19 protein-coding genes, 4 tRNA genes and 1 other annotated feature are annotated in these 23,567 nt (G+C 41.9%); of the genes, 18 read left to right on the top strand and 5 right to left on the bottom strand.

Going from position 1 to position 23,567, the window contains the following annotated elements; all coding sequences use genetic code 11:
- Both PV403_RS15440 and PV403_RS15435 read left to right on the top strand, forming a co-directional pair.
- Positions 1-702, top strand: coding sequence for a glycosyltransferase family 2 protein (locus PV403_RS15440; RefSeq protein ID WP_332085208.1), 702 nt, complete (start codon positions 1-3; stop codon positions 700-702).
- Positions 703-723: 21 nt separating this feature from the next.
- On the top strand, positions 724-1,770 hold the full coding sequence (locus PV403_RS15435) for a glycosyltransferase family 4 protein (protein WP_332085206.1): 1,047 nt from the start codon (positions 724-726) through the stop codon (positions 1,768-1,770).
- Positions 1,771-1,844: 74 nt separating this feature from the next.
- Here PV403_RS15435 and PV403_RS15430 read toward each other — a convergent pair whose 3' ends face one another.
- Both PV403_RS15430 and PV403_RS15425 read right to left on the bottom strand, forming a co-directional pair.
- Positions 1,845-3,122: an MFS transporter gene (locus tag PV403_RS15430; protein WP_332085205.1), complete on the bottom strand. Its 1,278-nt coding sequence runs from the start codon at positions 3,120-3,122 to the stop codon at positions 1,845-1,847.
- A 170-nt stretch (positions 3,123-3,292) separates the two neighbouring features.
- Positions 3,293-4,198, bottom strand: a complete 906-nt coding sequence (locus tag PV403_RS15425) for a LysR family transcriptional regulator (RefSeq protein ID WP_332085204.1) — start codon at positions 4,196-4,198, stop codon at positions 3,293-3,295.
- Between the two features lie 332 nt (positions 4,199-4,530).
- On the opposite strand from PV403_RS15425, the gene PV403_RS15420 reads away from it, so the two are divergent.
- From PV403_RS15420 to PV403_RS15400, 5 genes are all read left to right on the top strand, one after another.
- Positions 4,531-6,516 carry an NAD(P)/FAD-dependent oxidoreductase gene (locus tag PV403_RS15420; RefSeq protein WP_332085202.1) on the top strand — a complete coding sequence of 662 codons (1,986 nt, stop codon included), beginning with the start codon at positions 4,531-4,533 and terminating at the stop codon, positions 6,514-6,516.
- Positions 6,517-6,654: 138 nt separating this feature from the next.
- Positions 6,655-7,518, top strand: a complete 864-nt coding sequence (locus PV403_RS15415) for a shikimate dehydrogenase (protein ID WP_332085201.1) — start codon at positions 6,655-6,657, stop codon at positions 7,516-7,518.
- A 97-nt stretch (positions 7,519-7,615) separates the two neighbouring features.
- Positions 7,616-8,830, top strand: a complete 1,215-nt coding sequence (locus PV403_RS15410) for an MFS transporter (protein ID WP_332085200.1) — start codon at positions 7,616-7,618, stop codon at positions 8,828-8,830.
- Positions 8,831-8,903: 73 nt separating this feature from the next.
- On the top strand, positions 8,904-9,677 hold the full coding sequence (aroD, locus tag PV403_RS15405) for a type I 3-dehydroquinate dehydratase (RefSeq protein WP_332085199.1): 774 nt from the start codon (positions 8,904-8,906) through the stop codon (positions 9,675-9,677).
- A gap of 173 nt (positions 9,678-9,850) precedes the next feature.
- Positions 9,851-12,043, top strand: a complete 2,193-nt coding sequence (locus PV403_RS15400; protein ID WP_332085198.1) for a stalk domain-containing protein — start codon at positions 9,851-9,853, stop codon at positions 12,041-12,043.
- A gap of 136 nt (positions 12,044-12,179) precedes the next feature.
- Here PV403_RS15400 and PV403_RS15395 read toward each other — a convergent pair whose 3' ends face one another.
- Both PV403_RS15395 and PV403_RS15390 read right to left on the bottom strand, forming a co-directional pair.
- Positions 12,180-13,601 (bottom strand): glycosyltransferase family 4 protein, encoded by a 1,422-nt coding sequence (locus PV403_RS15395; protein WP_332085197.1) that lies wholly within the window; start codon positions 13,599-13,601, stop codon positions 12,180-12,182.
- A 21-nt stretch (positions 13,602-13,622) separates the two neighbouring features.
- Positions 13,623-14,693, bottom strand: coding sequence for a glycosyltransferase family 4 protein (locus tag PV403_RS15390; RefSeq protein ID WP_332085196.1), 1,071 nt, complete (start codon positions 14,691-14,693; stop codon positions 13,623-13,625).
- 202 nt (positions 14,694-14,895) lie between these two features.
- Here PV403_RS15390 and PV403_RS15385 point away from each other — a divergent pair, with 202 nt between their 5' ends.
- From PV403_RS15385 to PV403_RS15365, 5 genes are all read left to right on the top strand, one after another.
- Positions 14,896-15,909 carry an ABC transporter ATP-binding protein gene (locus tag PV403_RS15385; RefSeq protein WP_332085195.1) on the top strand — a complete coding sequence of 338 codons (1,014 nt, stop codon included), beginning with the start codon at positions 14,896-14,898 and terminating at the stop codon, positions 15,907-15,909.
- Positions 15,906-16,619, top strand: a complete 714-nt coding sequence (locus PV403_RS15380; RefSeq protein ID WP_213535250.1) for an ABC transporter permease subunit — start codon at positions 15,906-15,908, stop codon at positions 16,617-16,619. Before PV403_RS15385 ends, PV403_RS15380 begins: the two co-directional genes overlap by 4 nt.
- A gap of 5 nt (positions 16,620-16,624) precedes the next feature.
- Positions 16,625-18,013, top strand: a complete 1,389-nt coding sequence (locus PV403_RS15375) for a GldG family protein (protein WP_332085194.1) — start codon at positions 16,625-16,627, stop codon at positions 18,011-18,013.
- On the top strand, positions 18,010-18,966 hold the full coding sequence (locus PV403_RS15370) for a DUF4340 domain-containing protein (protein ID WP_332085193.1): 957 nt from the start codon (positions 18,010-18,012) through the stop codon (positions 18,964-18,966). The genes PV403_RS15375 and PV403_RS15370 overlap by 4 nt, the downstream gene beginning before the upstream one ends.
- Positions 18,967-19,115: 149 nt before the next feature.
- Complete coding sequence (locus PV403_RS15365) at positions 19,116-19,949, top strand: YhcN/YlaJ family sporulation lipoprotein (RefSeq protein ID WP_332085192.1); 834 nt, start codon at positions 19,116-19,118, stop codon at positions 19,947-19,949.
- 99 nt (positions 19,950-20,048) lie between these two features.
- Here the strand turns inward: PV403_RS15365 and PV403_RS15360 are convergent, their stop codons facing one another.
- Positions 20,049-20,834 carry a DUF817 domain-containing protein gene (locus PV403_RS15360; RefSeq protein ID WP_332085191.1) on the bottom strand — a complete coding sequence of 262 codons (786 nt, stop codon included), beginning with the start codon at positions 20,832-20,834 and terminating at the stop codon, positions 20,049-20,051.
- Between the two features lie 250 nt (positions 20,835-21,084).
- Positions 21,085-21,326 (top strand) — a binding site (T-box leader).
- Between the two features lie 68 nt (positions 21,327-21,394).
- Here PV403_RS15360 and PV403_RS15355 point away from each other — a divergent pair.
- From PV403_RS15355 to PV403_RS15330, 6 genes are all read left to right on the top strand, one after another.
- Positions 21,395-21,467: transfer RNA gene (locus tag PV403_RS15355), tRNA-Phe, on the top strand.
- 13 nt (positions 21,468-21,480) lie between these two features.
- Positions 21,481-21,553: transfer RNA gene (locus PV403_RS15350), tRNA-Phe, on the top strand.
- 13 nt (positions 21,554-21,566) lie between these two features.
- A tRNA-Phe gene (locus PV403_RS15345) sits at positions 21,567-21,639 on the top strand.
- Positions 21,640-21,654: 15 nt separating this feature from the next.
- Positions 21,655-21,727, top strand: a tRNA-Phe gene (locus tag PV403_RS15340).
- Positions 21,728-21,760: 33 nt separating this feature from the next.
- Entirely contained in the window at positions 21,761-22,099 is a 339-nt protein-coding gene (locus tag PV403_RS15335; protein ID WP_332085190.1) for a hypothetical protein, read from the top strand.
- 167 nt (positions 22,100-22,266) lie between these two features.
- On the top strand, positions 22,267-23,535 hold the full coding sequence (locus tag PV403_RS15330; RefSeq protein ID WP_332085189.1) for a S41 family peptidase: 1,269 nt from the start codon (positions 22,267-22,269) through the stop codon (positions 23,533-23,535).
- Positions 23,536-23,567: the final 32 nt, after the last annotated feature.

The following is a 23,567-nucleotide window of genomic DNA, read 5'->3' as shown; positions in this document are numbered from 1 at the left end:
GTGAATAGCAAACCTGTCGTGACCATCGTCATTCCCTTTTATAATTGCAAATATATTGGAGAAGCCATCGAGAGTGCTTTACAGCAAACCTATCTCCATATCGAAATTATTGTCGTGGATGATGGATCAACTCAGCATACAGAACTCATTACACCTTATAAAGATCAAATTCGCTATATCCGTAAAGTGAATGGGGGGACAGCTACGGCACTAAATACAGGAATTGTACATGCGAAGGGGCAGTATTTTGCCTGGCTGAGCAGTGATGATGCCTTTCTTCCCCATAAAGTGGAGACACAAGTGAATTATATGCTTGAAAAACGCTTGTCTTTTACCCAATCGGCTTATCATTATATGAATTCACTTAGTGAGCAGACCGAAACGATCTATCCGAAACTCGGAAGCAGGTCAGACATGATTCATACTCTTTTATCGTATTGTCCGATCAACGGTTGTTCCGTCATGCTAGATACGCAGGTATTCGGTAAAGTGGGGCTGTTCAATCCGAACTTCCGCTATGCACATGATTATGAGATGTGGCTTAGATTACTTCCGCATTATGAACTTGGATGTGTGGATATCCCGCTGATCAAGTACCGGATGCATGAACAGATGGGGACCGCAAGACATATGGAAGAGATAGAAAAAGAGGTAGCTGTCATTCAGAATCTTCATAGGACTGCTCTGTTAGCTTTACTGTGAATGTATGGAGGTGAAGGGCAGGTGCGTTACATTTTACCTGTATATACGTTATGTCACGGCGGTGCACAGCGGATGATCGCGGAACTTACGAATCGGCTTGTGGATACGGGGCATGAGGTATTGATCGTAATGCCAAGTCAAGGTGTAGTGGAATATGAGATCAAAGCACGGATTTTGCAAGTAAAGGAGACCATTTTACAATCACGCCATATTCCTAAAGGGGATGTCATATTATCTAATTTTTACACAACAGCTTATCCGGCGCAGCAAGCCAGCGAAGAAGGGAAGGGGCTGCATGTACGATTGTCCTTGTGTTATGAGCCTACTTTTCTGAGAGATAACCAGTATTCTTTTCCTTCGTATCATCTAACCCCTCATTTACTTGTATTATCTCGGTGGCAGCAAGATATGATTTTTCTTAATCATGGAATCAAGGGCAGAATTGTACCTATAGGTGTCAGCCACTTTTTTCAAAATATGCAGATCCGGGAGCAATTAAATGGTCCACTGAGTATTACTTCGATCTACCGAAAAGAAGAAGGGGATTTTTCGTGGCATCGGGAACAAAAATATTTACTTGCCGAGCTTGATCTTGTGAAGGCTGCCCATCCAGAAGTGACGTTGAACTTAATCACACCTCCTGGGGAATATGCAGACTCCAAGGATATACAGTTTCTTCAATCGACAGGAAAATATAATATCTTCACTCCAGAGAACGATGAAGAATTGAGATATCATTATAACCAGACAGATATCTATGTTAGTTCAGGTTCATACGATACTGGTTCACTTCCGGGTCTTGAAGCCATGAGATGCGGAGCAGCTCTTGTCGCTTGTTATTCAGGAGGCAACACAGAATATGCAGTGCATGAACGAAACTGTCTTATGTCTTATCGATACGAGAATCGGTTAGCTAAAGATGTCATCAGGCTGATTGAAGATGATCATCTGAGATTAAAACTGGCGAAGAATGGAGAGCGCGACTCGAATGTCTTCACCTGGGAAAAAAGCTATTCCGAGCTGGAACGGATTGTGAACGATATCGTGAGCAGAGCCCACGCGAATTAGCCCTAAGTTTCTTATAAGGTTAGTTCTATATGAAAAAACCCCTGTTTAGAAGGCAGGGGCTGTTTCATTTGTTTTTAACGATATAAAAGATTTCGTTTTTCTTTTCGAGAATCTGCTTTTTTTCGGAAAAACAGTGTTCTGGTAAAAAACACACTAGCGTATCTGTAATTGACCACAATGGCTAATACAATACTGATTAGATTGATAGCAACAGCGAGTTCAAATACACTTCGAACATGGAAATGCTCTAGCAACAGTCCTGTGACAAAGGGGATTGTCGTATAGGAAATGGAGGTAGCAGTGTACATGAAACCAGTAATCTGTCCTTTTCGTTCACTAAAAAATTCACTCATTACAGTAAGCGATAACTGTAATACGCCTGAAATGGTAAATCCAATCAAGAAGACTGCTGCAATCACAGCCATATGAGATTTCACGGTCAGAAGCAGTATAAATGCGAATAGGGAAAGAATAGGATATAAAAGAATGACACTCACTGGTTTTAACCACTTGCTAAGTGCAATAACAAGAAAAAACACAGAGACTAAGGAGCCGATATTATAGTAGCTGATCAGCTTAAGCGACTCTGCTTCGGTTAGTCCGATCATTTGCTGTCCATACGTAGGCAGCCAGAGCTGCATAACATATAGAAGAGCAGGTCCTGTGAATCCAAGTAAGATTAAGCAAAGTCCTTCTATCCGAAACTTCGGGGGAGAATGAAATACCGGTTTTTGGGGTACTTCTTCCGTAACCGTCTTAGTTTCTTTGTTTTCGTCATTACACTTTATACTCGGAAACTTTGCTCTATAGATCAAAAAGGTATTGAGCAGAAAGATAACAGCAGGCAGGAAAAAGGCATATCCATAAAACCAACCTTGGTTCATGATAAATAAAATCATAATTGGCAGCAGCGATGCTCCGACAGAGATAACACCTCTTACTAATACCGTTGCTGAGCCAGCCGCCTTTGGAAATGCTTCAATGAGCGCGGGATAGGTACCCGAATCCATACAGGCGTTGGCAACTCCTGCGAGCACTGCAAAAATAACGGCTGTTCCTAAGTTTGGACTGAGCGGAATTCCGACGAGGAAGACAGCCATGAGAATACCTGCAATGATAATAAACGGTTTTCGTCCAAATCGATCCGATAATAAGCCTGATACGTATAGTGTAGCCAGGCGTCCAAATCCGATAGCAGATACCAGCAAGCTGATACCGGCTGCATTCGTATGAAGTGATTCGGTTAGAAATGACATATGAGATGCCAGAATAATATTAACCATCCCGTATAAGAAATAGTTGATGTACATACCAGATGCTGCGTGAAGATAACTATTTTTCAGGATATTCATAATGTACTCCACCTAACCGATAATGATAGTGAAAAAAATCACAAACGATAACTCAATAACATAAAAACGGATTGAAACTCTCAAACTGGAGTATAAAGTACAATTTTATATAAATCAATAGATTAAATATTAAGAAAATATGGTATTAAATGAAAAATATAAAGATAACTTTAGATAAACTTCTTACTATTTCCCTGACAATGTGCAATGACATAATCACGAAATGCAACGGCTGCGGGTGATAAATAGCGATTTTTTATTGTAGCCATATAGATATATCGCTCATAGCTTGGGTTAGAGATGGGCAGTGCTTTGACCTGAAAATGATTTAACGTACTGATCCGGGGCATAATGCCAATCCCATAATTTACAGATACAAGTCCTGCCATCGCATTATCCTCCTCAATCTCACAGATAATGTGCGGAGTCACGTCCACTTGGGCAAATAGGTCGTCAATAATGGGCCTTACACCGCTCGCCTCATTAAAGAAAATGAATGGATAACCGGCTGTATCTTTTAAATCAATAGATTCCTGATTCGCTAAAGGATGCTCTGGATGAACAATTACCACCAGTTCTTCTTTTGTGACGGGAATGAACTCAATATGTTCTTGTTCTTCAGGGAGAAAGGAACAGAACGCGATATCAAAGGTGTCATTTTTTAATTCCTGAATTAAAGTTTGTGTATTTCCTTGATGAAAAGAGAGCGTAATATCCTTGAATTCCTCACGAGAAGTAAAGGATTGAATCAGAGAAGGGGCAAAGTGCGGTCCGAGTGTGTAGATAAAAGCTAGATCAACTCGGCCATGATTGGGACTAGCAAGTTCCTGGATTTTCTGCTCACCTTTACTAAGCTCTGACAAAGCCTTGTCAACATGTTCGAGGAATACACGGCCATACTTGGTCAGACGAACATTCCGTCCTTTTTTCTCGAATAAGGGAACGCCAAGTTTCTTCTCTAGTTCTGCGATGGCGTGACTTAGACTTGGTTGTGTAATATGCAGTTTAGCTGAAGCCTGGGTGAAGTGTTCTAGTTCGGCTAGGACTTGAAAGTACTGCAGATGCCTAAGATTCATAAGTAGAACTTCCTTTCCTAAGAGGTTAATGCAAATGTATTATAAATTAATCTATAGATAAAATCTATTGATTTTCACAAAAATATGAATTTGTTTTATTGAAAAACGGGTTTTACAATGTAGCCATAACGTTCAGCTGAATGAAATTCAATTAGATAATGAATAGTGATTAGACTTATGGGCAAACGAAAAGTACAGATGATCTCTCAGAGCCGCTCGATTAGCGGTTATATTTTAGACCTTATATGTGAAAAAAATCACATTAGAGAATTGTAAGGTATTAAGGATGCTGGTCTTGAACATCTTAGATTGAATAACTGGAGGAAAAGTAAATGTATCCTACTATTTTTTCACCCTTAACCGTGAAAAGCATGACCCTTAAGAACCGAATTGTGATGCCGCCGATGGGAACGAATTTTGCCGGTACGAACGGGGAAATGACCCCAAATCATATGAAATATTATGAGCAGCGTGCAAAAGGCGGAACGGGCCTAATTATTGTAGAAAATGCTTGTCTTGATTTCCCTTTAGGCTCCAATGGAACGACTCAGCTGCGTATAGACCATGATCGTTATATTCCAGGTTTCTATGAGCTGACAGAACGTCTTCATAATCAAGGTGCCAAAGTAGCGATTCAGATTAACCATGCGGGTGCTTCTGCAGCTCCGGATCGAATTGGACAGCAGCCGGTATCGTCTTCTAATATTCCTTCGAAAGCCGGCGGAGCGATTCCTCGACCGCTTACGAAAGAAGAAATTTTAGAGATTGTAGAGAAATACGGAAAAGCAGCAAAACGAGTGAAAATGGCAGGTTTTGATGCGATTGAAATTCATGCAGGACACTCCTACTTGCTCTGTCAGTTCTTATCTCCTGTATATAACAAACGTACAGATGAGTTCGGCGGCAGTTACGAGAATCGTGCCCGCTTCGCTCGCATGGTTATTGACCGGATCAGAGCAGAGGTTGGACCCATGTTCCCGATCATGCTTCGAATCAGTGCGGATGAATTTGTTGCCGGAGGCAACACTTTAGAAGATTCACTCCAGCTTCTTGATTATCTGCATGAGGAAGTCGACGTCATTAATGTGTCCGCGGCACTGAATGATTCCCTGCAATATCAGATTGATCAAATGAATCTGCCTGATGGATGGCGCTCCTATCTGGCAAAAGCAGTACGTGATAAATTTAATAAACCGACGATTGCGAGCGGTAACTTCCGTCATCCACAGGTGGCTGAAAATGTACTCTCTAAAGGAGAAGCGGATCTCATTGCGATCGGGCGCGGACTTATTGCAGATCCTGACTGGGTAAGCAAAGTAAGCCGTGGTGAAGAAGAAATGCTTCGTAAATGTATTTCTTGTAACATCGGATGTGCCGGTCACCGAATTGCACTCAATCGTCCAATTAAATGTACAGTAAATCCAGATGTCATCAATGGAGATGAATATAAAGAAAAGCAAGTGAAGAAACAAACGAATGTTGTAGTTATCGGCGGAGGTACAGCTGGACTCGAGGCAGCATGTACAGCAGCAGAAGTAGGATGCAATACATTCTTATTTGAACAGAAATCGTATCTGGGCGGACTCGCTGCTGAAATCTCAAGATTGCCGGACAAAAAACGGATCGCTGATTTCCCTAAATATTTAAATCAAAGAAGCAAACGGTTGAAAAATCTCATTACCTTTACGGATACCGTTGCCGATATTGCTCGCATTGAGAATTTGAAACCTGATGTGATTGTAAATGCAACAGGATCTAAACCACTGCTTCCGCCAATTCAAGGGTTATTAGAACATATCGATAAGCCGGGCAGCCGTGTTCATTCTATTTTCAGTCTGCTGAGTGACGTGAATCAGTTCCCTAATATGGAAGGAAAGAAAGTAGCCGTTATCGGCGGTGGTGCAGTTGGGCTGGATGTAGTTGAATTTTTCTCATCTCAAAAAGCTGAGGTTACCATTGTAGAACGACTTCCTGAGCTAGGTAAGGATCTTGATATTATTACGAAACTCTCTATGATGGACATGCTGAAGAAACATGAAGTTGATGTGAGAACAAGCACATCCTTGGTTGAAGTGGTAGGGGATCATTTCAAACTAGAATATGAGGGTGAAGTGAGCTCACTTGATTTTGACTTCGGATTTGTCTGCCTGGGTATGAGACCAGAACGTCCTGAACTTAGTGAGGTAGAGAAGCATTTTATTCCTCAGGGAGTAGAAGTTATTAATATTGGAGATAGTCTCGGCGCACGTAAAATCTTGGATGGGGTACGCGAAGGAAGAAATATTCTTTCTACCTTGAAAAAGATAGGTTCCTTGTAAGATCAGTTAGAGGTGTCTGCGTGCTGGAATAAAAAGTTCTGGCACGAGGCTGCCCAAGGGAATGACAAACGAGTTAAAGATCTTGTGTCTTGTCTATTGATAAATAATGAAGGTAAACAACTAAAGGAGATGTTAATCATGGCAGAACGTATTTCAGGAAAAACAAAACTTATTGGTTTATTAGGAACTCCGATTTCTCACAGTTTGTCCCCAAAAATGCATAACGAAGCTTTCGCTAAACTCGGATTAGACTATGTGTATTTAGCATTTGATGTGGATAATGAGCAGCTTCCTGGGGTAATTCAAGGCTTCCGCTCCCTTAATGTACGTGGTTGCAACGTGACGATGCCGAATAAAACGGTTGTTCTTCAATATCTAGATAAGTTATCACCAGCAGCAGAACTTGCGGGGGCAGTTAACACGGTTGTTAATGATAACGGAGTACTTACCGGCCATATCACGGATGGGGTAGGGTACATGAGAGCACTGAAAGAAGATGGTATCGATATCATCGGCAAAAAAATGACGATTACAGGTGCCGGCGGAGCAGCCACAGCGATCTGCATTCAGGCAGCACTGGATGGCGTAAAAGAGATCTCTATTTTTAATAGAAAAGATGCATTCTATGAGCGTGCGGAACAAACCGTTAAAAATATTATGGAAAAAACAGATTGCAACGTGAAGCTGTTTGACCTGGAAGACACGAACACTCTGTATAAGGAAATTGAAGACAGTGCAATCTTTACGAATGCAACAGGTGTGGGCATGAAACCACTCGTAGGTCAAAGCCTCATTACCGACCCTGCTGTACTGCGCAGTGATCTGATTGTATCTGATGTCGTTTATATTCCTGAAAAAACACGTCTGCTTGAGATGGCAGAAGAACAAGGATGCCGTACAATTAACGGTCTTGGCATGATGCTATGGCAAGGTGCAGAAGCATTCAAAATCTGGACAGGGGAAGATATGCCTGTTGATTATATTAAAGAATTGTTGTTCTAGGAAGGCGTCTGCCTTCTCACGGCAACTCTTGTGAAAATATGAACAAACTAATTCGATCTTAACAAACGAATCTACTCTAAAGGAGCAGTGGAATGTTGTGAAGAACAAGTATATGCCGACGGCATTAGCTTTGTATATCAACTATTTTGTACACGGTATGGGTGCTATTATCCTGGCACAGAATATGGGTTTCCTAAGCGAACAGTTAAATACCGATAGCGCCGGGATATCCTATGTTATTTCCGCACTTGGTATCGGACGATTACTCGTCCTGTTTATCTCTGGTGTACTGTCGGACAAATTAGGACGGAAACCATTTGTTTTTATCGGGATGGCCATGTATGCCGTATTCTTTATCGGAATCCTGTTATCACCGAACGTGACCGTCGCCTTTATTTTTGCCTTGCTTGCAGGGATGGCGAACTCAGTGCTTGATTCCGGTACCTATCCTGCACTTATGGAAGCTTTTCCGAAAGCAGCAGGAACCGCAAATGTTATTATCAAAGCGTTCATTTCCGGTGGTCAGTTTGCACTTCCCATGATCATCAGTGTACTTATTAGCAGCAACTTGTATTATGGTTACTCCTTCTTGATCTGTGTAGCAATCTTTATCGTGAATGGTCTATTCCTTATTCGCTTGCCATTCCCAGATCAGGAGCAGCCACAAGAACAGCAAGCAGCAGCAAGCGTTGTAGACGAGAACAATTCTGCTAGAAAACCTAGCTTCTGGATTGAAGGTCTGTGCCTGATTCTGATCGGTTATACCGCAACAGCAACGTTTTATTTAATTTCCGTATGGCTTCCAACGTATGGAGAGCAAGTGGCAGGGATGTCAAACACTTCATCTTTGCAGCTGATCAGTTACTATAGTATCGGTTCCTTGATCTCCGTATTTGTTACCTCTTTCCTTGTGAAGAGTCTTGTGAAACCTGTAACTTTTGTATTTATTTATCCGTTAATTTCCTTTATTGCACTGATGGTACTATGGGCATACCCATCCGCGGCGGTATGCGTAATCGCAGGGTTTGTCATTGGTTTCTCTGCAGCTGGCGGCGTATTGCAGCTCGCACTTACTACGATGTCCGAACTCTTTCCGACCAGCAAAGGGAAAATTACCGGGATTGTATATACGGCATCCAGCCTTGCTACATTCTCAATTCCTGTAATAACAGGTATACTATCCAAAACGAGTATTAGCAGCATTATCCTATTCGATGCGGTCGTTACGCTGATCGGTGTGGTTCTAGCTATTGTTGTTAATATCCGTTACCGGAAAGTAATGAATGCACCGCTAAAAGCAGTACAAGGCTAAGCTACAAGTTAATAGATAGTCTTTATCTCATAGTAGTAACAACCTTATACAGAAGACAAAGGAGTCTACCAACATGCAAAACACGCTAAAACCCGTTATCGTTAAGAACGTCGCAATTGGCGAAGGCGCCCCTAAAATTTGCGTTCCTCTCGTGGGTGAGACGATTGAACAATTAAAAGAGGAAGCGAGTTTTCTAACATCCCAGGATTTTGATGTCATTGAATGGCGCGTTGATTTCTATGAACATGTAGAAGATATTGAAAAAGTGAAAGAAGCTCTAGCGGAGATCCGCTTGATTCTTCCTTCCCAGCCGATTGTCTTTACGTTCCGCAGCGCAAAAGAAGGCGGAGAAAAAGAAGTCAGCACCGCTTATTATGTAGAACTGAACCAAGCTATTGCGGCAACTGGCCAAGTGGATATCGTGGATGCTGAGCTGTTCACTGGTGATGCAGAAGTAAAAGCAATAATCGAAGAAGCTCATAAGCATAATGTCTATGTGATCATCTCGAACCATGATTTTGACAAAACACCTTCTAAAGAAGAAATCGTATCCCGTCTTCGTAAGGCACAAGAACTCGGCGGGGATATTCCAAAACTGGCAGCTATGCCGCGAAGCGTCTCTGATGTGCTGATGCTGATGGATGCAACGCATACGATGAAAGAAGAATATGCAGATAGACCGATCATTACGATGTCCATGGCGGGCAAAGGTGTGATCAGCCGGATCGCGGGTGAACTATTTGGTTCAGCACTCACTTTTGGTGCTGCTAAGAAAGCATCTGCGCCAGGTCAGGTACCTGTCGAAGAACTTCGCAGTGTGCTGAACACGCTGCACAAGCATATGTAAATGAAGAATGAGAAACGTTTGAGCCTTTTATGGTTCAAGCGTTTTTTTATTTACAGGTAAATTATGGCTTCATTTAAATCGTACGAAACATTATAATTCATTCTGCGTCTAACTTAGGGCACGGACTTTTTTAACGTAGTCCTACATATATCACACACCTAGAAGGAGACAGAATGAAACAAATGAAGCGCGGTTTACTGATTGTAATTACGATTATAGGGCTGCTTTGCTACCCGTTCTCTGGGTATGCTCAAGCCGATGAGCTCAATTTCGAGGACCTTTTTAACGAGGCAGTTATTCTATCCATCGGGAGTCCAAACGCCATCTATGATACAGAAGATCGTATTATTGATGAAAATAACTATAACATTGTGCCCTATGTGAAAAATCAGCGAACGATGGTACCGTTGCGCTTTATTAGCGAAAGCCTTGGTGCACGCGTTGCCTGGAACCAGGCTACCTCTACCGCAACCATTACCCTAGCGGGAAAGGAAATAAAAATTACGCTTGGCAGCAAAACAATACTTGTGAACGGGAAAAAGACAGCACTTGATGCACCGGCGGAATATAAACAAGGCCGGACGTTTGTACCTATTCGTCTGATCAGTGAAACATTCGGCAAGAAGGTATTTTACAGCCGGGGAATTATTGTGATAAGTGAGAAAGCAATTCTACATCCGACGCAAGATGCTGAGATTGTCGATTATTTAAAATTTATTTTAGAACCATATAACAAGAGTCCTTATACAGGTAAAAACTTAACGAATCAGCAAATCGCGGGTTTTGAACAAAGTGTTGTTCTATTGGAAGCACTGGATCGCAGCGGTGAATCTACCGGATTTGGCAGTGCATTTGCGGTAGGTTATGGCTTGTACTTAACGAATTATCACGTGATTAATGAAGCAAGCAGTTATGTTATTTACACAGGGAAAGATCAAGTGTATGAAGCAGCAGGTATTGTAGCTGTGGACAAGACGAATGATCTGGCTTTAGTAAAAGCGAAGATTCGAACGAATGTACCTCCGCTTCATATCGGTTCCACGCAGAACTTGGCGAAAGGACAGGCGGTAGTCGCGATTGGTAATCCGGAAGGACTGCAAAACACCGTTTCCACTGGAGTAGTTAGTGGACTTCGTGTAATTGATAACCAAAGTTTAATTCAATTCACAGCACCGATTGCTTCAGGCAGTTCGGGAGGAGCGCTGTTTAATAAAAAAGGAGAGGTCATTGGGGTGACTTCCTCTAGTATAGATGAAGGCAATTTGAATTTTGCTGTTCCTATTGATTATGCAAAATCCTGGATCAGCAAATATAATTCAATGACTTTTTCAAAAATAACGGTATTAAATCAAGATCAATTTAGAGAGCCTTCGAATGGATCTGGTACAGATGCACCGGAAGAAACCCCAAAACCTCCAGTAGTTACACCGACAGGGAATGTAAGTGTATTAAATGAAGTTATACAGGAAGCGGTAACCGATCCATCGAGGCCGGTTGTCTATGCTATTGATGACAGTGAATCTACTATTGTCTCCTACGACCTTATTGAGAAGAAAGTAACCAAGACTTCAACTTCATTTAGCAAGGCACCACGGAAACTCGTATATGCAAGTGGAGAACTTTATGTCATTTTTAGTGACGGAGAATACAGTCCCTATCGGTTTGATGGAGAGCAAGGTGGAACCGTGAGAGTACTTGATCCATCCACACTACAAGTAATAGATGAGTGGGATGTGGATATTGATCCTTACGATATTGCGGCTGATGAGTCGGGTCATGTGTATCTTACTTCAGGCTCGGGTCAGTGGACATATATTAAAAGTTATGATCGGACGACCAAGAGAGAGCTGTCTTCGTCTCGCGTATATCACCAAACGAAAATCATGTTGCATCCATCAGAGAATCGGATTTATTCTATTACTACTCCGTTAAGTCCGAGAGATATGGATGTGTTCCGTCTTACGGATGGAAAGTTCACTACCACCTATGATTCTCCCTATCATGGAGACTATAAATTGTCCACGGTATTTGGAATTACGCCAGATGGTAAATTTATTGTAAATGGTGCGGGTTCTGCTTTTACTGCTACGAATAATAAAACGAGTGATATGAACTATGCGGGTACGATGGATAAGTTTGATATCTTTGTTGCGAATAAGAATCATACAGAAAAATTCTATACAGCAACAAAAAATGTGATTAACCAAGTGGATACAAACACGCTATCCACTACGAAAACGTACAAGACACAAGGCACCATCGTAAAACTGTTGATGACTGATACTCAGCTCATTGCGATTACTAAGGTCACTGTGACTGGCTCAACACTAACGAAAAATGCGATTGAGATGGTTACAGAGCTCTAGTTCAAAGAAACAGTTAGACTTTATTAAAAGAATAGATGAATCCTTGACTCAAAAGCATGAGAAATAAGTGCCTCAATCAAACGATGCGCGCAGGCGGTAGATAAACTAGCTTCCTCTAGTTTGTCTACCGCCTATTTTATGTTCCTTCCTTTATTACCTTCCGATCAGGCAGGCGGTAATCGGCGGGAAGTTTACTCATCAAATCTGCTTGAAGTTCGGAAGAAATCGGCAGCTGATGAAGAGAGAAAGTTGATGATGTACTCAGAGATTCTGTTCGCGCGCCTCTTCCGATTTTCATATCTGTCTTCTCGTCTTGTCCACGCTCCGCCATACGATCCTTTTTGATATACCGCTCATAAACCGCAAGGGTATCCTCTGCCTGCCGCTCCAGTGAACGATATTTACGTGCCCAGGTACGCGCTGCCGATCCAACACGGGTTCTTACTTTAGGATGTGTGAGCAGGTAGTCAAGCTTGCGTGCAAGGGCGGCAGCATTAGAAGGAGGAACGACATATCCGGTCTTGCCCTCTACTACCATATCCGGCATACCGGCGGTATCTGCCACAATGACGGGAATTCCTGCAAGCTGTGCTTCTGTAACGGAGAAAGGTTGAGTATCCTGCAAACTCGGCTGTACATAGATATGGGCGTTTTTTAGGAACGAAGGCACATTATTGACCATCCCCCAAAATTTCACATGATCATGTAATTCTTTTTGCTCCGTTTGTTCTCTGTAGAGTGGTCCCATACTTCCTTCCCCGGCAATCCAGATGACAAAATCCTCTCTGTACTTTTTCAGAATCACGGCCGCTTCAAGCAGAACATGAATGCCTTTGATGTATTCCAAGCGACCTGTAAAAGCAATCACCTTTTTGTTAGGAGGAGCAGGATATGAAGATTGTTTTGCTGCAAGCTCATCATACTGAACCAGGTCTACCGCATAAGGAATTCGGCTGAATGCAGCCGGAGGGGCGCCAAACTGCTGCATTAGCTGCTGAATCCAGCTTGATGAGACGATAAATCCATCGGATGCAGCGATGCCGAGTTGTTCCATCGTCTGATAGTATTTTCCTAGCGGGGTACGTAAATAATCTTCTTTACGAGCATTAGGGTTCATCTGCAGTTCATCGAGATATCCTTCTAAATGCAGCGAACCATGATAACTCGTCACAAGCGGAACTTTGCGTTTCAGTACACGAGAGATAGCGTATGCGCTAATTGGGTCTTGGGCATGAATCAGATCATAGGATTCGGTTCCGAGATAGGCCATTCCAAGTTCATAGGCATACCGATTCAGTTCCAGATAGGCAAGATAGGGGTCTGCATGAAGTGCTGGAACATGGTCGGTAGTAAATGTGGTACGCAGGGCGGGGAGGACCGCCTTTTTTTCGAATAACCATCCCTTTTTTAATATATAAACGGTCTCTTTCTGCATATCGGTTCCGATGACATCGACTTCTATTCCATGTTCCGCGTACCACTCCGATAACTGCCGAATATACGTCCAGATCCCCCCAAGGTTCTGTAGTCCCCAGAAGGTTGCCATGAGTATTTTCATGAAGAAGTGTGCTCCTTCCTTTTAAAAAATAGCCAAGGCGTTCATCATTTGACGGAACGAATGAGCATAAGCATCTGGGGAAAATTGAGAGACGAGATACTCACGGCCTGCCTTTTGAATCTGCGTACGAATCGTATGATTGTTCATCAGTTCCAGGATCTCGTTTGCTGCCTGTTCGACCTCTCCAAGCGGATAAAATTTACCGGTTTGATTATGTGTAATGAACGCTCTTACGCCGTCAGAATCCGTGCTGACTACAGGACATTCACAGCTAATCGCTTCAGCCACCGCATATCCAAAGCCCTCCATAATCGACGTCGAAATCATAACTCCGCCTGATCTCGCTGCCATGGAATAGTACATCGGCATCTTGGAGTGTGGAACGTTGCTGAAAATACCGATTTTATCTTCCAAATGGAGCGTTTTTAATGTTTCGTAGAACTGCTGTTCATCCGCTGAAAAGGCAAGGGTAGGGTCATGAAAAAACCATAGTCTTGCTTCCGGTTTTTCTTGGATTACGCGGTGACCAATGTGGAGAAATTCCCGCCAGTTTTTATTAAATTCGAGACGACCGACCCAAAGTAAAGCTGGATAGGGGGGGATGTCGGTTTCAAGTGGGGCGAAGCTCGTTGTATCGAGCATTCCTTTAATAATAAACAGGTGCATAAACGGGCACATGTCCAAAAAAAGTTGATGGAGATGGGTAGTTGGAGGAATAAGAACAGCATCTGCATAGGCTTGCAGATAAGGAGAAGCCATTTCGATGGTCTCAACAGCCGCTTCCCTTGTGCCGAGTCCCTGTGCCTCGAAGATAATTTTTCCTTTGTAATGAAGAAAAACACGGAGCCGTTCCAGCATATTAATATCCGAAGTAGAAATGACGGCATCGTATTGCTGCTCTTCCAAAAGCACACGAATCTCCTCATTATCTGACATGGTAAACACCGTACCTGTAGTATTCTGAAGTCCGGTGCCTGGCATGAGATATAAGGTATGTGCTTCGATACCATGTTGTTTCAAGGCTGCACAGCGCAGCCGATTAAGCGTCTCCACACCGCCGCTTGGAATAAAGAACGTAAATAGTACTTTCAAGACATACCCCTCCCGTTACTTTTGATAAGATAAGGTACGTATAACATGGGGGGACGGTGTGGGTGGATAGGTGTCAGTTCACAATTTAGACATATTTTTTTAAGGATTCTTTTAGATTCATTTAAGAATCGTTTATTGTTATAAGGCTAGACTGGGAATACCGTTAATGAACGGAGAAGAGAAGCAGAAAGGATGAAGTCTTTTGCTGAAACTAGATCAAGTAAGTAAAACTTACAATGGTCAAAGAGGGGTTCAGAACCTTGATTTCTCAATGGAGCGGGGAGAGATTGTTGGCTTTCTGGGCCCAAACGGAGCAGGGAAAACAACGACCATGCGAATGATTACCGGTTATTTAAGGCCAACCGAAGGCAAGGTTCTTCTGGATGGAATGTCTGTACATGAGCAAGGAAGAAAAGTTCGTTCTCGTATCGGATATTTACCAGAGACTCCCCCACTATATCCAGACATGACCGTGCTGTCTTACTTAAAATTTGTCGCAAAATTACGTGATGTCCCTGCAAGGGAGCAGAAGCTTAGAATAGATGAGATGGTAAGCAGACTTGGACTGATCGGAAGAGAACACCAAATGATTCGAAGCTTATCCAAAGGATATAAACAGCGGACGGGACTGGCAGGAGCCATTATCCATAAGCCGGATTTACTGATTCTCGATGAACCAACGTCTGGACTAGACCCTAACCAGATTATGGAGATACGGGATTTAATCAAAGAGTTAGGAGAGAATCACACTGTATTACTCAGTACACATATCCTCCCAGAAGTAAGTGCTTTGTGCAGCCGAGTTCTCATTATTAACCAAGGGAAACTTGTACTGGATGGATCACCGGATTCGATAGGAAGTTCCATGGAGGATACATTCCAGGTTCATCTTACGATAAAAGGAGAAGCAGATCATATATTGCCTATACTGACTTCTTGGGGAGATACTCAAGAACATCCGATCTCCGTGGGGATGCATAATCAATCAGGTGGATTATTAGAGCTGCAACTGAGCACCCCATCTCGTTATGACTATAGAGAGGAACTTTTTAACATGCTTGCTTCTGAGCATATTCCGATTCTGGAAATGAAAAAACAGGATCAGACGCTCGAAGAAGTGTTCCAGAAGCTGACGACGACGGAACAAGAAGATGACACCGAGCAATCAAGCGAGGAGCCCGGGAAAGTCTTGAAAGAAGGGAGAAAGCGAAAATGAAACGGATGATGGCTATTTTCTATAAAGAACTTCAGTCTTATTTTCTTGCTCCGACTACATATTTTGCTTTTGCAGTGTATGTATTGTTGTCGAGCTTTTTGTTCTTTATGAGCTTTGTCTACTATCAGCCTAGCATTGTGGACTACCGGCTTGTGCTTGGAGATACCGTATCTTTATTGATTTATATTGTACCTCTGCTGACCATGCGTCTTATTGCGGAAGAATTTAAGCAGGGAACCGACGAACTATTAATGACTTCACCCACAAGCGTAACTGAAATTGTGTTCGGAAAATATTTGGCGTCTTTGGTCATTTTACTGCTCCTGATTCTATGCAGTCTGACCTACCCGCTTATTATGTCCTTGTATGGTGATATTAATGAAACGACAGTATGGCTGTCCGCACTTGGCCTCTTTTTGATGGGTGCCTCGATGATGGCAATTGGGCTCTTTGCGTCGTCCTTATCCCAACATCAGATGGTATCAGCAGTGGCTGGCTTCATTATATTACTTGTGCTATGGATGATTGATTCCTTTACAGATAGCAGCAGTACGATCACAGCTTGGCTTTCTCCATTTTCCTTGTCTAATCGATTCGCGAATTTCACAAAAGGTGTGATTAGCGGACCTGATGTGATTTTCTATCTTACATTAGCCGGTGTTTTCCTGACGCTCAGTATTCAGGGCATTGAGCGGAAACGGTGGAGGTAAGAAGAATGAAAAAATGGATGAATCATACGAACAGCGGTATTATTTCCGCAGCGGTTATCGGTATTTTTATTTTGCTGACGTTATTTATGAATTCACTCGGAGGTTTTCAGCTTGATCTCTCTGAGGGAAAACAGAACACGTTATCAGAACAAACGAAAGAAGCGGTCAAAGCGATTACGGAAGATACCCGGGTGCTGGTGTTTACGGTGAACAGCTCAAGTGACGAATTATTAAACCGGGAAGTAACGGATCTAGTCGATGAGTACAGTAAGCTGAATAGTAAACTGAAAGTGGAAAAATACAATCTTGAATCTGAACCTTTACTGGCTCAGCAATATGAACTGAACTCAAGTTCCATTGTCATTTTACAAGGGGACAAGCAGCAAATTGTGTCGATGATTGATTTATTCTCTTCTGGAGAAAATGAAGGCTCTTATCTGTTCTCCGGAGAAGAAAAATTAACACAGGCTCTTCTTTCACTGGAGTCGGATGAAACACATAAAGTAGCCTTTCTAACCGGACATGGGGAACTTGGATTGTCTGCCGCTACTACGCTGCAAACTTCACTGAATCAGAGCAATATGGAGACAACCGAGATTACTTTATCGGAAGATACTGCGGTACCTGAAGATACAGATGTCCTAGCTATTTTGGGTCCGCAAGAGGATCTGAGTGACGCAGAGTTGAAGCAGGTTCAGAAGTATATGGATAATGGAGGCAAGCTATTCCTCACGCTTGGTTTTCACGAAGATATGGAGAACGAGTGGAAAAATATTGATGCTCTGATGAAGCAGTACGGAGTGGTAGATGAACATGCTATTATAGTCGATCAGGAAACTTCCACGACGAATGGTCCTTTGTGGTCCATGCCTGAGCTTAAATCACATGCAGTTACAGATAAATTAATTCAAAATCATCTTCAGCCGGTATTCAGTCTATCGCTTGGACTCAGCGCTGAAACACAAGATAAATGGATGGTAACGTCCATTCTGGAGTCCTCTGACACGAGCTATGGAGAAACAGATATAACAAAACTTTTGGAGAATGAAACAAATAATGATACGGAAAAAGATCTGCAAGGACCTGTCGAATTAGGTTATGCGATAGAAACCACGGATGGCCAGCCAAAAGCTGTCATTTTGGGCGCTACCACATTCATGCAAGATTATGAAATAGGGAGTGGAGGGAACCGGGATTTCGTCCTCAACACCATTAATTATCTTGCTGAAAAAGAAAACGGTCTGACTATACGTCCAAGAGAGCAGGCTGGATATGAACTGGCTTACTTGACGCAGGCACAAGGCTCCGCTATTTTTGCGATTGCCGTTATCGGGATGCCGCTTATCTTTGTCATCATTGGTGCTTTATTATGGTGGAGGCGCAGAAAAAAATGAAGAAGTTTATTCCGACGATTCTTTTATTAGTTGTGCTGGCAGGGATGTGGGCTTTCGCTCACTCCCAGAACTATTTTCAGGAACAAGCTGAACCGGAAAAACTAATGGGCACGGATGTGATAGACCCAGCAGCGATTACTTCATTTCGTATTGTGAGCGGCGGTGAAATAACAGAACTTACGAAGCAAAATAACGAGTGGGTAATGACTTCCCCAGAAGCGTATCCAGTGAATAGCTATGCCGTGGATGAATGGCTTGATACGGTAACCAATGTGGATCTTGCCTCTGTCGTAGAAGAGAATCCGACAGATCTTGAGAAATATGGACTTTCTCTAGATGATCAGGGGATTATAATTACAACGGAAGATGGAGGTACGGTTGAAATCGCGCTTGGGAATAATCTGCCCACGGGAAGCAAGGTTTACGCACAATTAGGGGCAGGACAAGTGGTAAGTATTGCAGAGACGACGGCATCGAATCTCCTGTTAAGTCCTCTACAGCTGATGGATACCACGCCTTTTGAATGGGATAATGATCAGCTTGTATCCCTTGAGTGGGAAAGCAGCGATATTTCATGGGTTTTGAAACGTAAAGATGGAGAAGAAGGGGAGACAGCGGCCTGGACTTTAAATGGTGAAAGTGTAGAACTCACGGATGCAGATTCGCTTATGAACCAGCTGAAGACGATCGCTACCGATCAAGTGTTGCAAAAACCTAAACAAGGAAGTACCTCTGTTTCTTTTACAGTAACGACTGAATTAGAAGATGGAACGACCCAGGTGTATCAAGGGCTGACGGATTCCACTGACGAAGGTATTTATTATGTGAATACGAACCAGGACATTACACTTGCTTATGTTATTTCTGCTGATTCAGTGGATAAGGCAGCTGATAAAGCGAAAGATTTACTGAATGGAACGAGTGATACAGAAGAAACGGATACAACAGAATAAGGAAGGAAGCTCGAAGCCCCTGCTTATATAGTGGGAATCTTCGGGCTTTTTTAATGGCGTGTTCCATATCCTTTCAGCATAAGGCAGCAGTGCTTCGCGCATGCTAACGGAGTGCTATAACAACTTCAAATTGAAGCGGAGGATGAACCATGCCAGGAATGAAAAAAACCAAAGCGGTTACCCTTTCTTTATCTGCTGCAATTCTTATGATGTCAGCCCTAACCGGTTGTGGAACAACGACGGATGATCAAGGAGTGAAAACGAACAATGTCCGTAACTATGCGTCGGATGTAAACCGCAACGTTCGTAATGGGATCAACTATGGGATTAATGGTATAAATCCGGACCGGGCTAGTGTACATCGCACAACTAATCTTTCTGCACACAATCAAATGTCAAAAGCGATCTCTGAAATGAACGGAGTGGGAGAGGCTTATGTTTTGCGCACTGATCATAATGCTTATGTTGCGGTATCGCTCAAAGAAGGCGTCCAGCCACAAAGTACAAGACATCATAATAACCGAAATCAAATGAATCAAGATTTAGGCGGTTTGGGTGTAAATGATATGGGGACAAGAGCTCCCTATACAACGAGCGGTATTGCACCAGGGCTTCGTTCAAACGACTATTCTCAGAGCAATATGCTTGGAGATAATGCGAATGGTCCCCGCGGGGCAGGCGGAATCTTTAACCCAAATAACATTAATATGAAGAGCCAAAAAGGGCCTGGAACGTACACGAACAAGAATAACACCCAAGCAGAAGAACAGGTTACAAATGAAATGAAACAAAAAATCACGAAGAAAATTAAGCAGATGGATCCAAAGGTGAAAAATGTATATATTTCAGCAAACCCTGATTTCTTGGAACGTGCACAAGGCTATGCCTCTGATTTGGCGAACGGTCATCCGATTAGTGGTATTGTGAATGAGTTTCAGGTCATGATGGACCGCATTTTCCCGGCCAATACCACTTCTAAGTAAAAGTCATCGATATCATTGATTTTATTAAGAAACAAAGATAAGGCGTTGTCCAAGTAGGACAGCGTCTTTCTTTATGAGGAATTTCAGAGTCATTTAATTTCATTTCAGCCGTGAATCATGATTTGTAAGGCTTGCTTTAACATGTTTAAGCTGGGCAACAATGATAACGCTAATGATAACTAGCAGAAACCAAGAGCTGATTTTACTAAAACTAACCAATTGCCAGGTTTCATGCTGGTCAGGGTATTTCCAACCGTCAAAGAAAGTAGCTATATTCTCCGCAGCCCAGATGAAAAAACCTACAATAATAAAGGCGAAAGTTAGAGGCATTCGGTAGGTTACAGTACGTACCCGATAAATGATCCAGGTTTTCCAAAAAACAATAAATACAAGCACAGTCAGCCACCAACGAAAATCGGGAATAAAATGATGCGTGAAAAAGTTGAGATAAATTGCTCCTCCTAACAAGAGCGAAGGAATGAGCCCGGGCCATCCAGTCATGTCCATGCGCAGTCTCCGCCATATTTGACACATAAAGCTTGCTACACTTGCATACATAAATCCGCTATAGAGCGGTACACCAAATAGCTTGGTATATCCAGGTTCAGGGTAAGCCCATGACCCCATCCATACCTTATAAATCTCCAGCACCAATCCAATAACGTGAAATATACAGATAACTTTGATTTCGTCTATTGACTCTAACCCACTGCGGTACATGAGGAACTGCACTCCGAGCAGGATAAGGAGAATAGCGTCATAACGATAGAGGAAGGGGATCTCTATTACACGGGTGAGGGCAAGCGTAATAAAGATAGCCACCGGGAAAATACAGCTCATCGCTTGATGATAACCAAAATGTAATAGTTGTATGATCGGTTTCACTTTATGTATATCTCCTTTCTATTTGAATAAAAGGATTATTCATTTTTATCATTCGTTTTTGAATGTATTTTCTTTCTGTTATTTATTAATATATAGGTGTAATTGGTTTGGAAAAAGAGAAAATAATTCAATGAAATATTCTTATTTTCTATCCGCATTAGAATGATAATAATTAAATTCAAACCCTGTTTTTTAAAAGTATTGACTTTAAATAGGTATTACATCATAATAAGGAAAATTACATAGCGATCTAAAAGCTTTGAAGGAGAAAAGTAATTCAAATACCAGCTTACAGGGAGGAAACGCCGAAGATTGAGAGCGTTTCTAGGGTAATGGTTTGAATGAAGTTCGCTCTGGAGCTGTCCCTTGAAACCATTTGATGGGAAGTAGAGGTGTACCGGTTTAACCGTTATTCATTAAAGTGAGAGCTTTCTTCTTTATTTTTCAAGAAGGCTCTAATATAGGGTGGTACCGCGGCTCCTCGTCCCTTTGGACGAGGGGCTTTTTTGTATTCAATTAAGGAGATCATAGGGTTCCATTTGCAGTAATCTATTTAATAAGGCTCGGTAGCTCAGTAGGTAGAGCATAGGACTGAAAATCCTAGTGTCGGCGGTTCGATTCCGTCCCGAGCCATTCTCAAAAATAAGGCTCGGTAGCTCAGTAGGTAGAGCATAGGACTGAAAATCCTAGTGTCGGCGGTTCGATCCCGTCCCGAGCCATTCTCAAAAATAAGGCTCGGTAGCTCAGTAGGTAGAGCATAGGACTGAAAATCCTAGTGTCGGCGGTTCGATCCCGTCCCGAGCCATTCCTAAATAAATAAGGCTCGGTAGCTCAGTAGGTAGAGCATAGGACTGAAAATCCTAGTGTCGGCAGTTCGATTCTGTCCCGAGCCATTTATTAATACTAAACGATAAAAGAGTGAGCCTATGTTTATTGTTACGTTAGAAATGACTTCGGAGCGTAAAGATCAGTTGCTTGATTGGATAAGTTTAAACGAAAAGGTTGAAGATGAGTACGATGCGGGTATTCAAGCGGGTCTACAATGGATGCTCGATAAGTTGGGATTAAGAAAATATCTCTACTCAGAGGTGGAGATCGCCTCTCCTATCATTATCGACCAAGCACTTATTGATGAATGTAAGATGAAATTTGAAGAAAACTGGATTCAAGCGGTATGGAACAGCAGTTTCGCATTGGGAATCATTATGGTTTTCAATCTTTTTAACATTGAGATTGTGGAGTTTCCAACGGCAAAAAGGGACTGAACAACAATAGAGGTAATAGCTAATGCATAGATTTTTTTCGTGAAGAAATGTGAAATTTTTCTCATAGTATAACTACATGTTAAATGAAACGTTAATATGGTTAGTAATCTAGCCCAATATATATGATTCAAAAGTTGTAATGTCTTAATCTATAGAGGAGGGAACTAATGAGAAAAAGAGGGTTAATCATTGTTGTATTTATTAGCTTGACAGTGATTTCATCTTGTGATCGCACGACAAAACAGAATGACAGTATCCAAGATGATATTACAGTCACTCAAGCGGTACGTTTACCTATGTTAACAAGAGAGCAGGTGGTGGAGGACTTTGACTATCTCTTTCAGATCTTGTCAGAAAATTATCCTTTTTTAGACGTCAATAAACGAATCAATGGGATCGACTGGGTTGCTAAGGAACAGGAATACAGAGCGAAATTCGAAACTATTAATACCATGGGCTATTTCGAGAGTTTACTGCATGACATATTAGGAGATTTAAACAACAAGCACACCAAATTGGTAACTCTCGAATCCTATCATTCATTATTGAATGTCTATAAGAAAAACCCAAAAATTTATAAACCTTGGATTGAAGCGTTGGAAGACTCTACGGTAGTACAAAGATATAATTCAATGAACAACAAAAAGCAAAATATAAACTCGACGTCTTCATATACGTATCCTAGTGTGAAAACGGTAGATTTAGATGAAAATACAGCATACATAAAGATTCCTACCTTTGCTGATGCCGAAATGAAGAAGGGATTATCGATCATAACGCCCTATCTTCAAACCATTAGTGATAAAAATAAACTAATTATAGATGTAAGAGATAATTCAGGCGGAACCGATGAGTATTGGATGGCTTTAGTTGAACAGATAATCAGTGAGCCGATTACCTGGACATCTTACTTTTTATATAGAGATGGAGACTATATTAAACCCTTTATAGAAAGTAGGTTGGGAGTAGGCTATGAGGATTTACCTTCTCTATCGGAATTAACGAAAGAGAATAAAAGCATACGGTTGACGCCTGAAATCATGAATAATTTTGATAAGTATCTAGATGCCACAACAACGATATCACCTAAACAATCAATTGCTTACAAAGGTAAGATCTATTTGCTGGTGAATGATATGGTCTTTTCTTCATCAGAGGCATTTTCTGTTTTTGCAAAGGAAACGAAATGGGCAACGCTTATCGGTGAGAGAACAAGCGGAGATGGAATCGGAACGGATCCTGTTGTTCTAAAGTTGCCCAATAGTGGATTTCTAGTCAGGTTTCCTTTGGTTATGGGGCTTACATCAGACGGTTCAATTAATGAGGAGGAAAAAACGATACCTCATATCATTGTGGATACAACACAAACAGACAATATACATGATGATCCTGTAATCAAAGCAGTCATGAATCAGGAACATTCCAGTAATAAATAACAATATTTTTTTATTGTAAAACGATAAATCAT

Origin of the sequence: Paenibacillus sp. GYB006 (assembly GCF_036577645.1) — a bacterium.
In the GTDB taxonomy this organism is placed as follows: domain Bacteria; phylum Bacillota; class Bacilli; order Paenibacillales; family Paenibacillaceae; genus Paenibacillus.
Note: the sequence above shows the minus strand (reverse complement) of the source record. Positions and strands in the feature narration are given on the sequence as shown.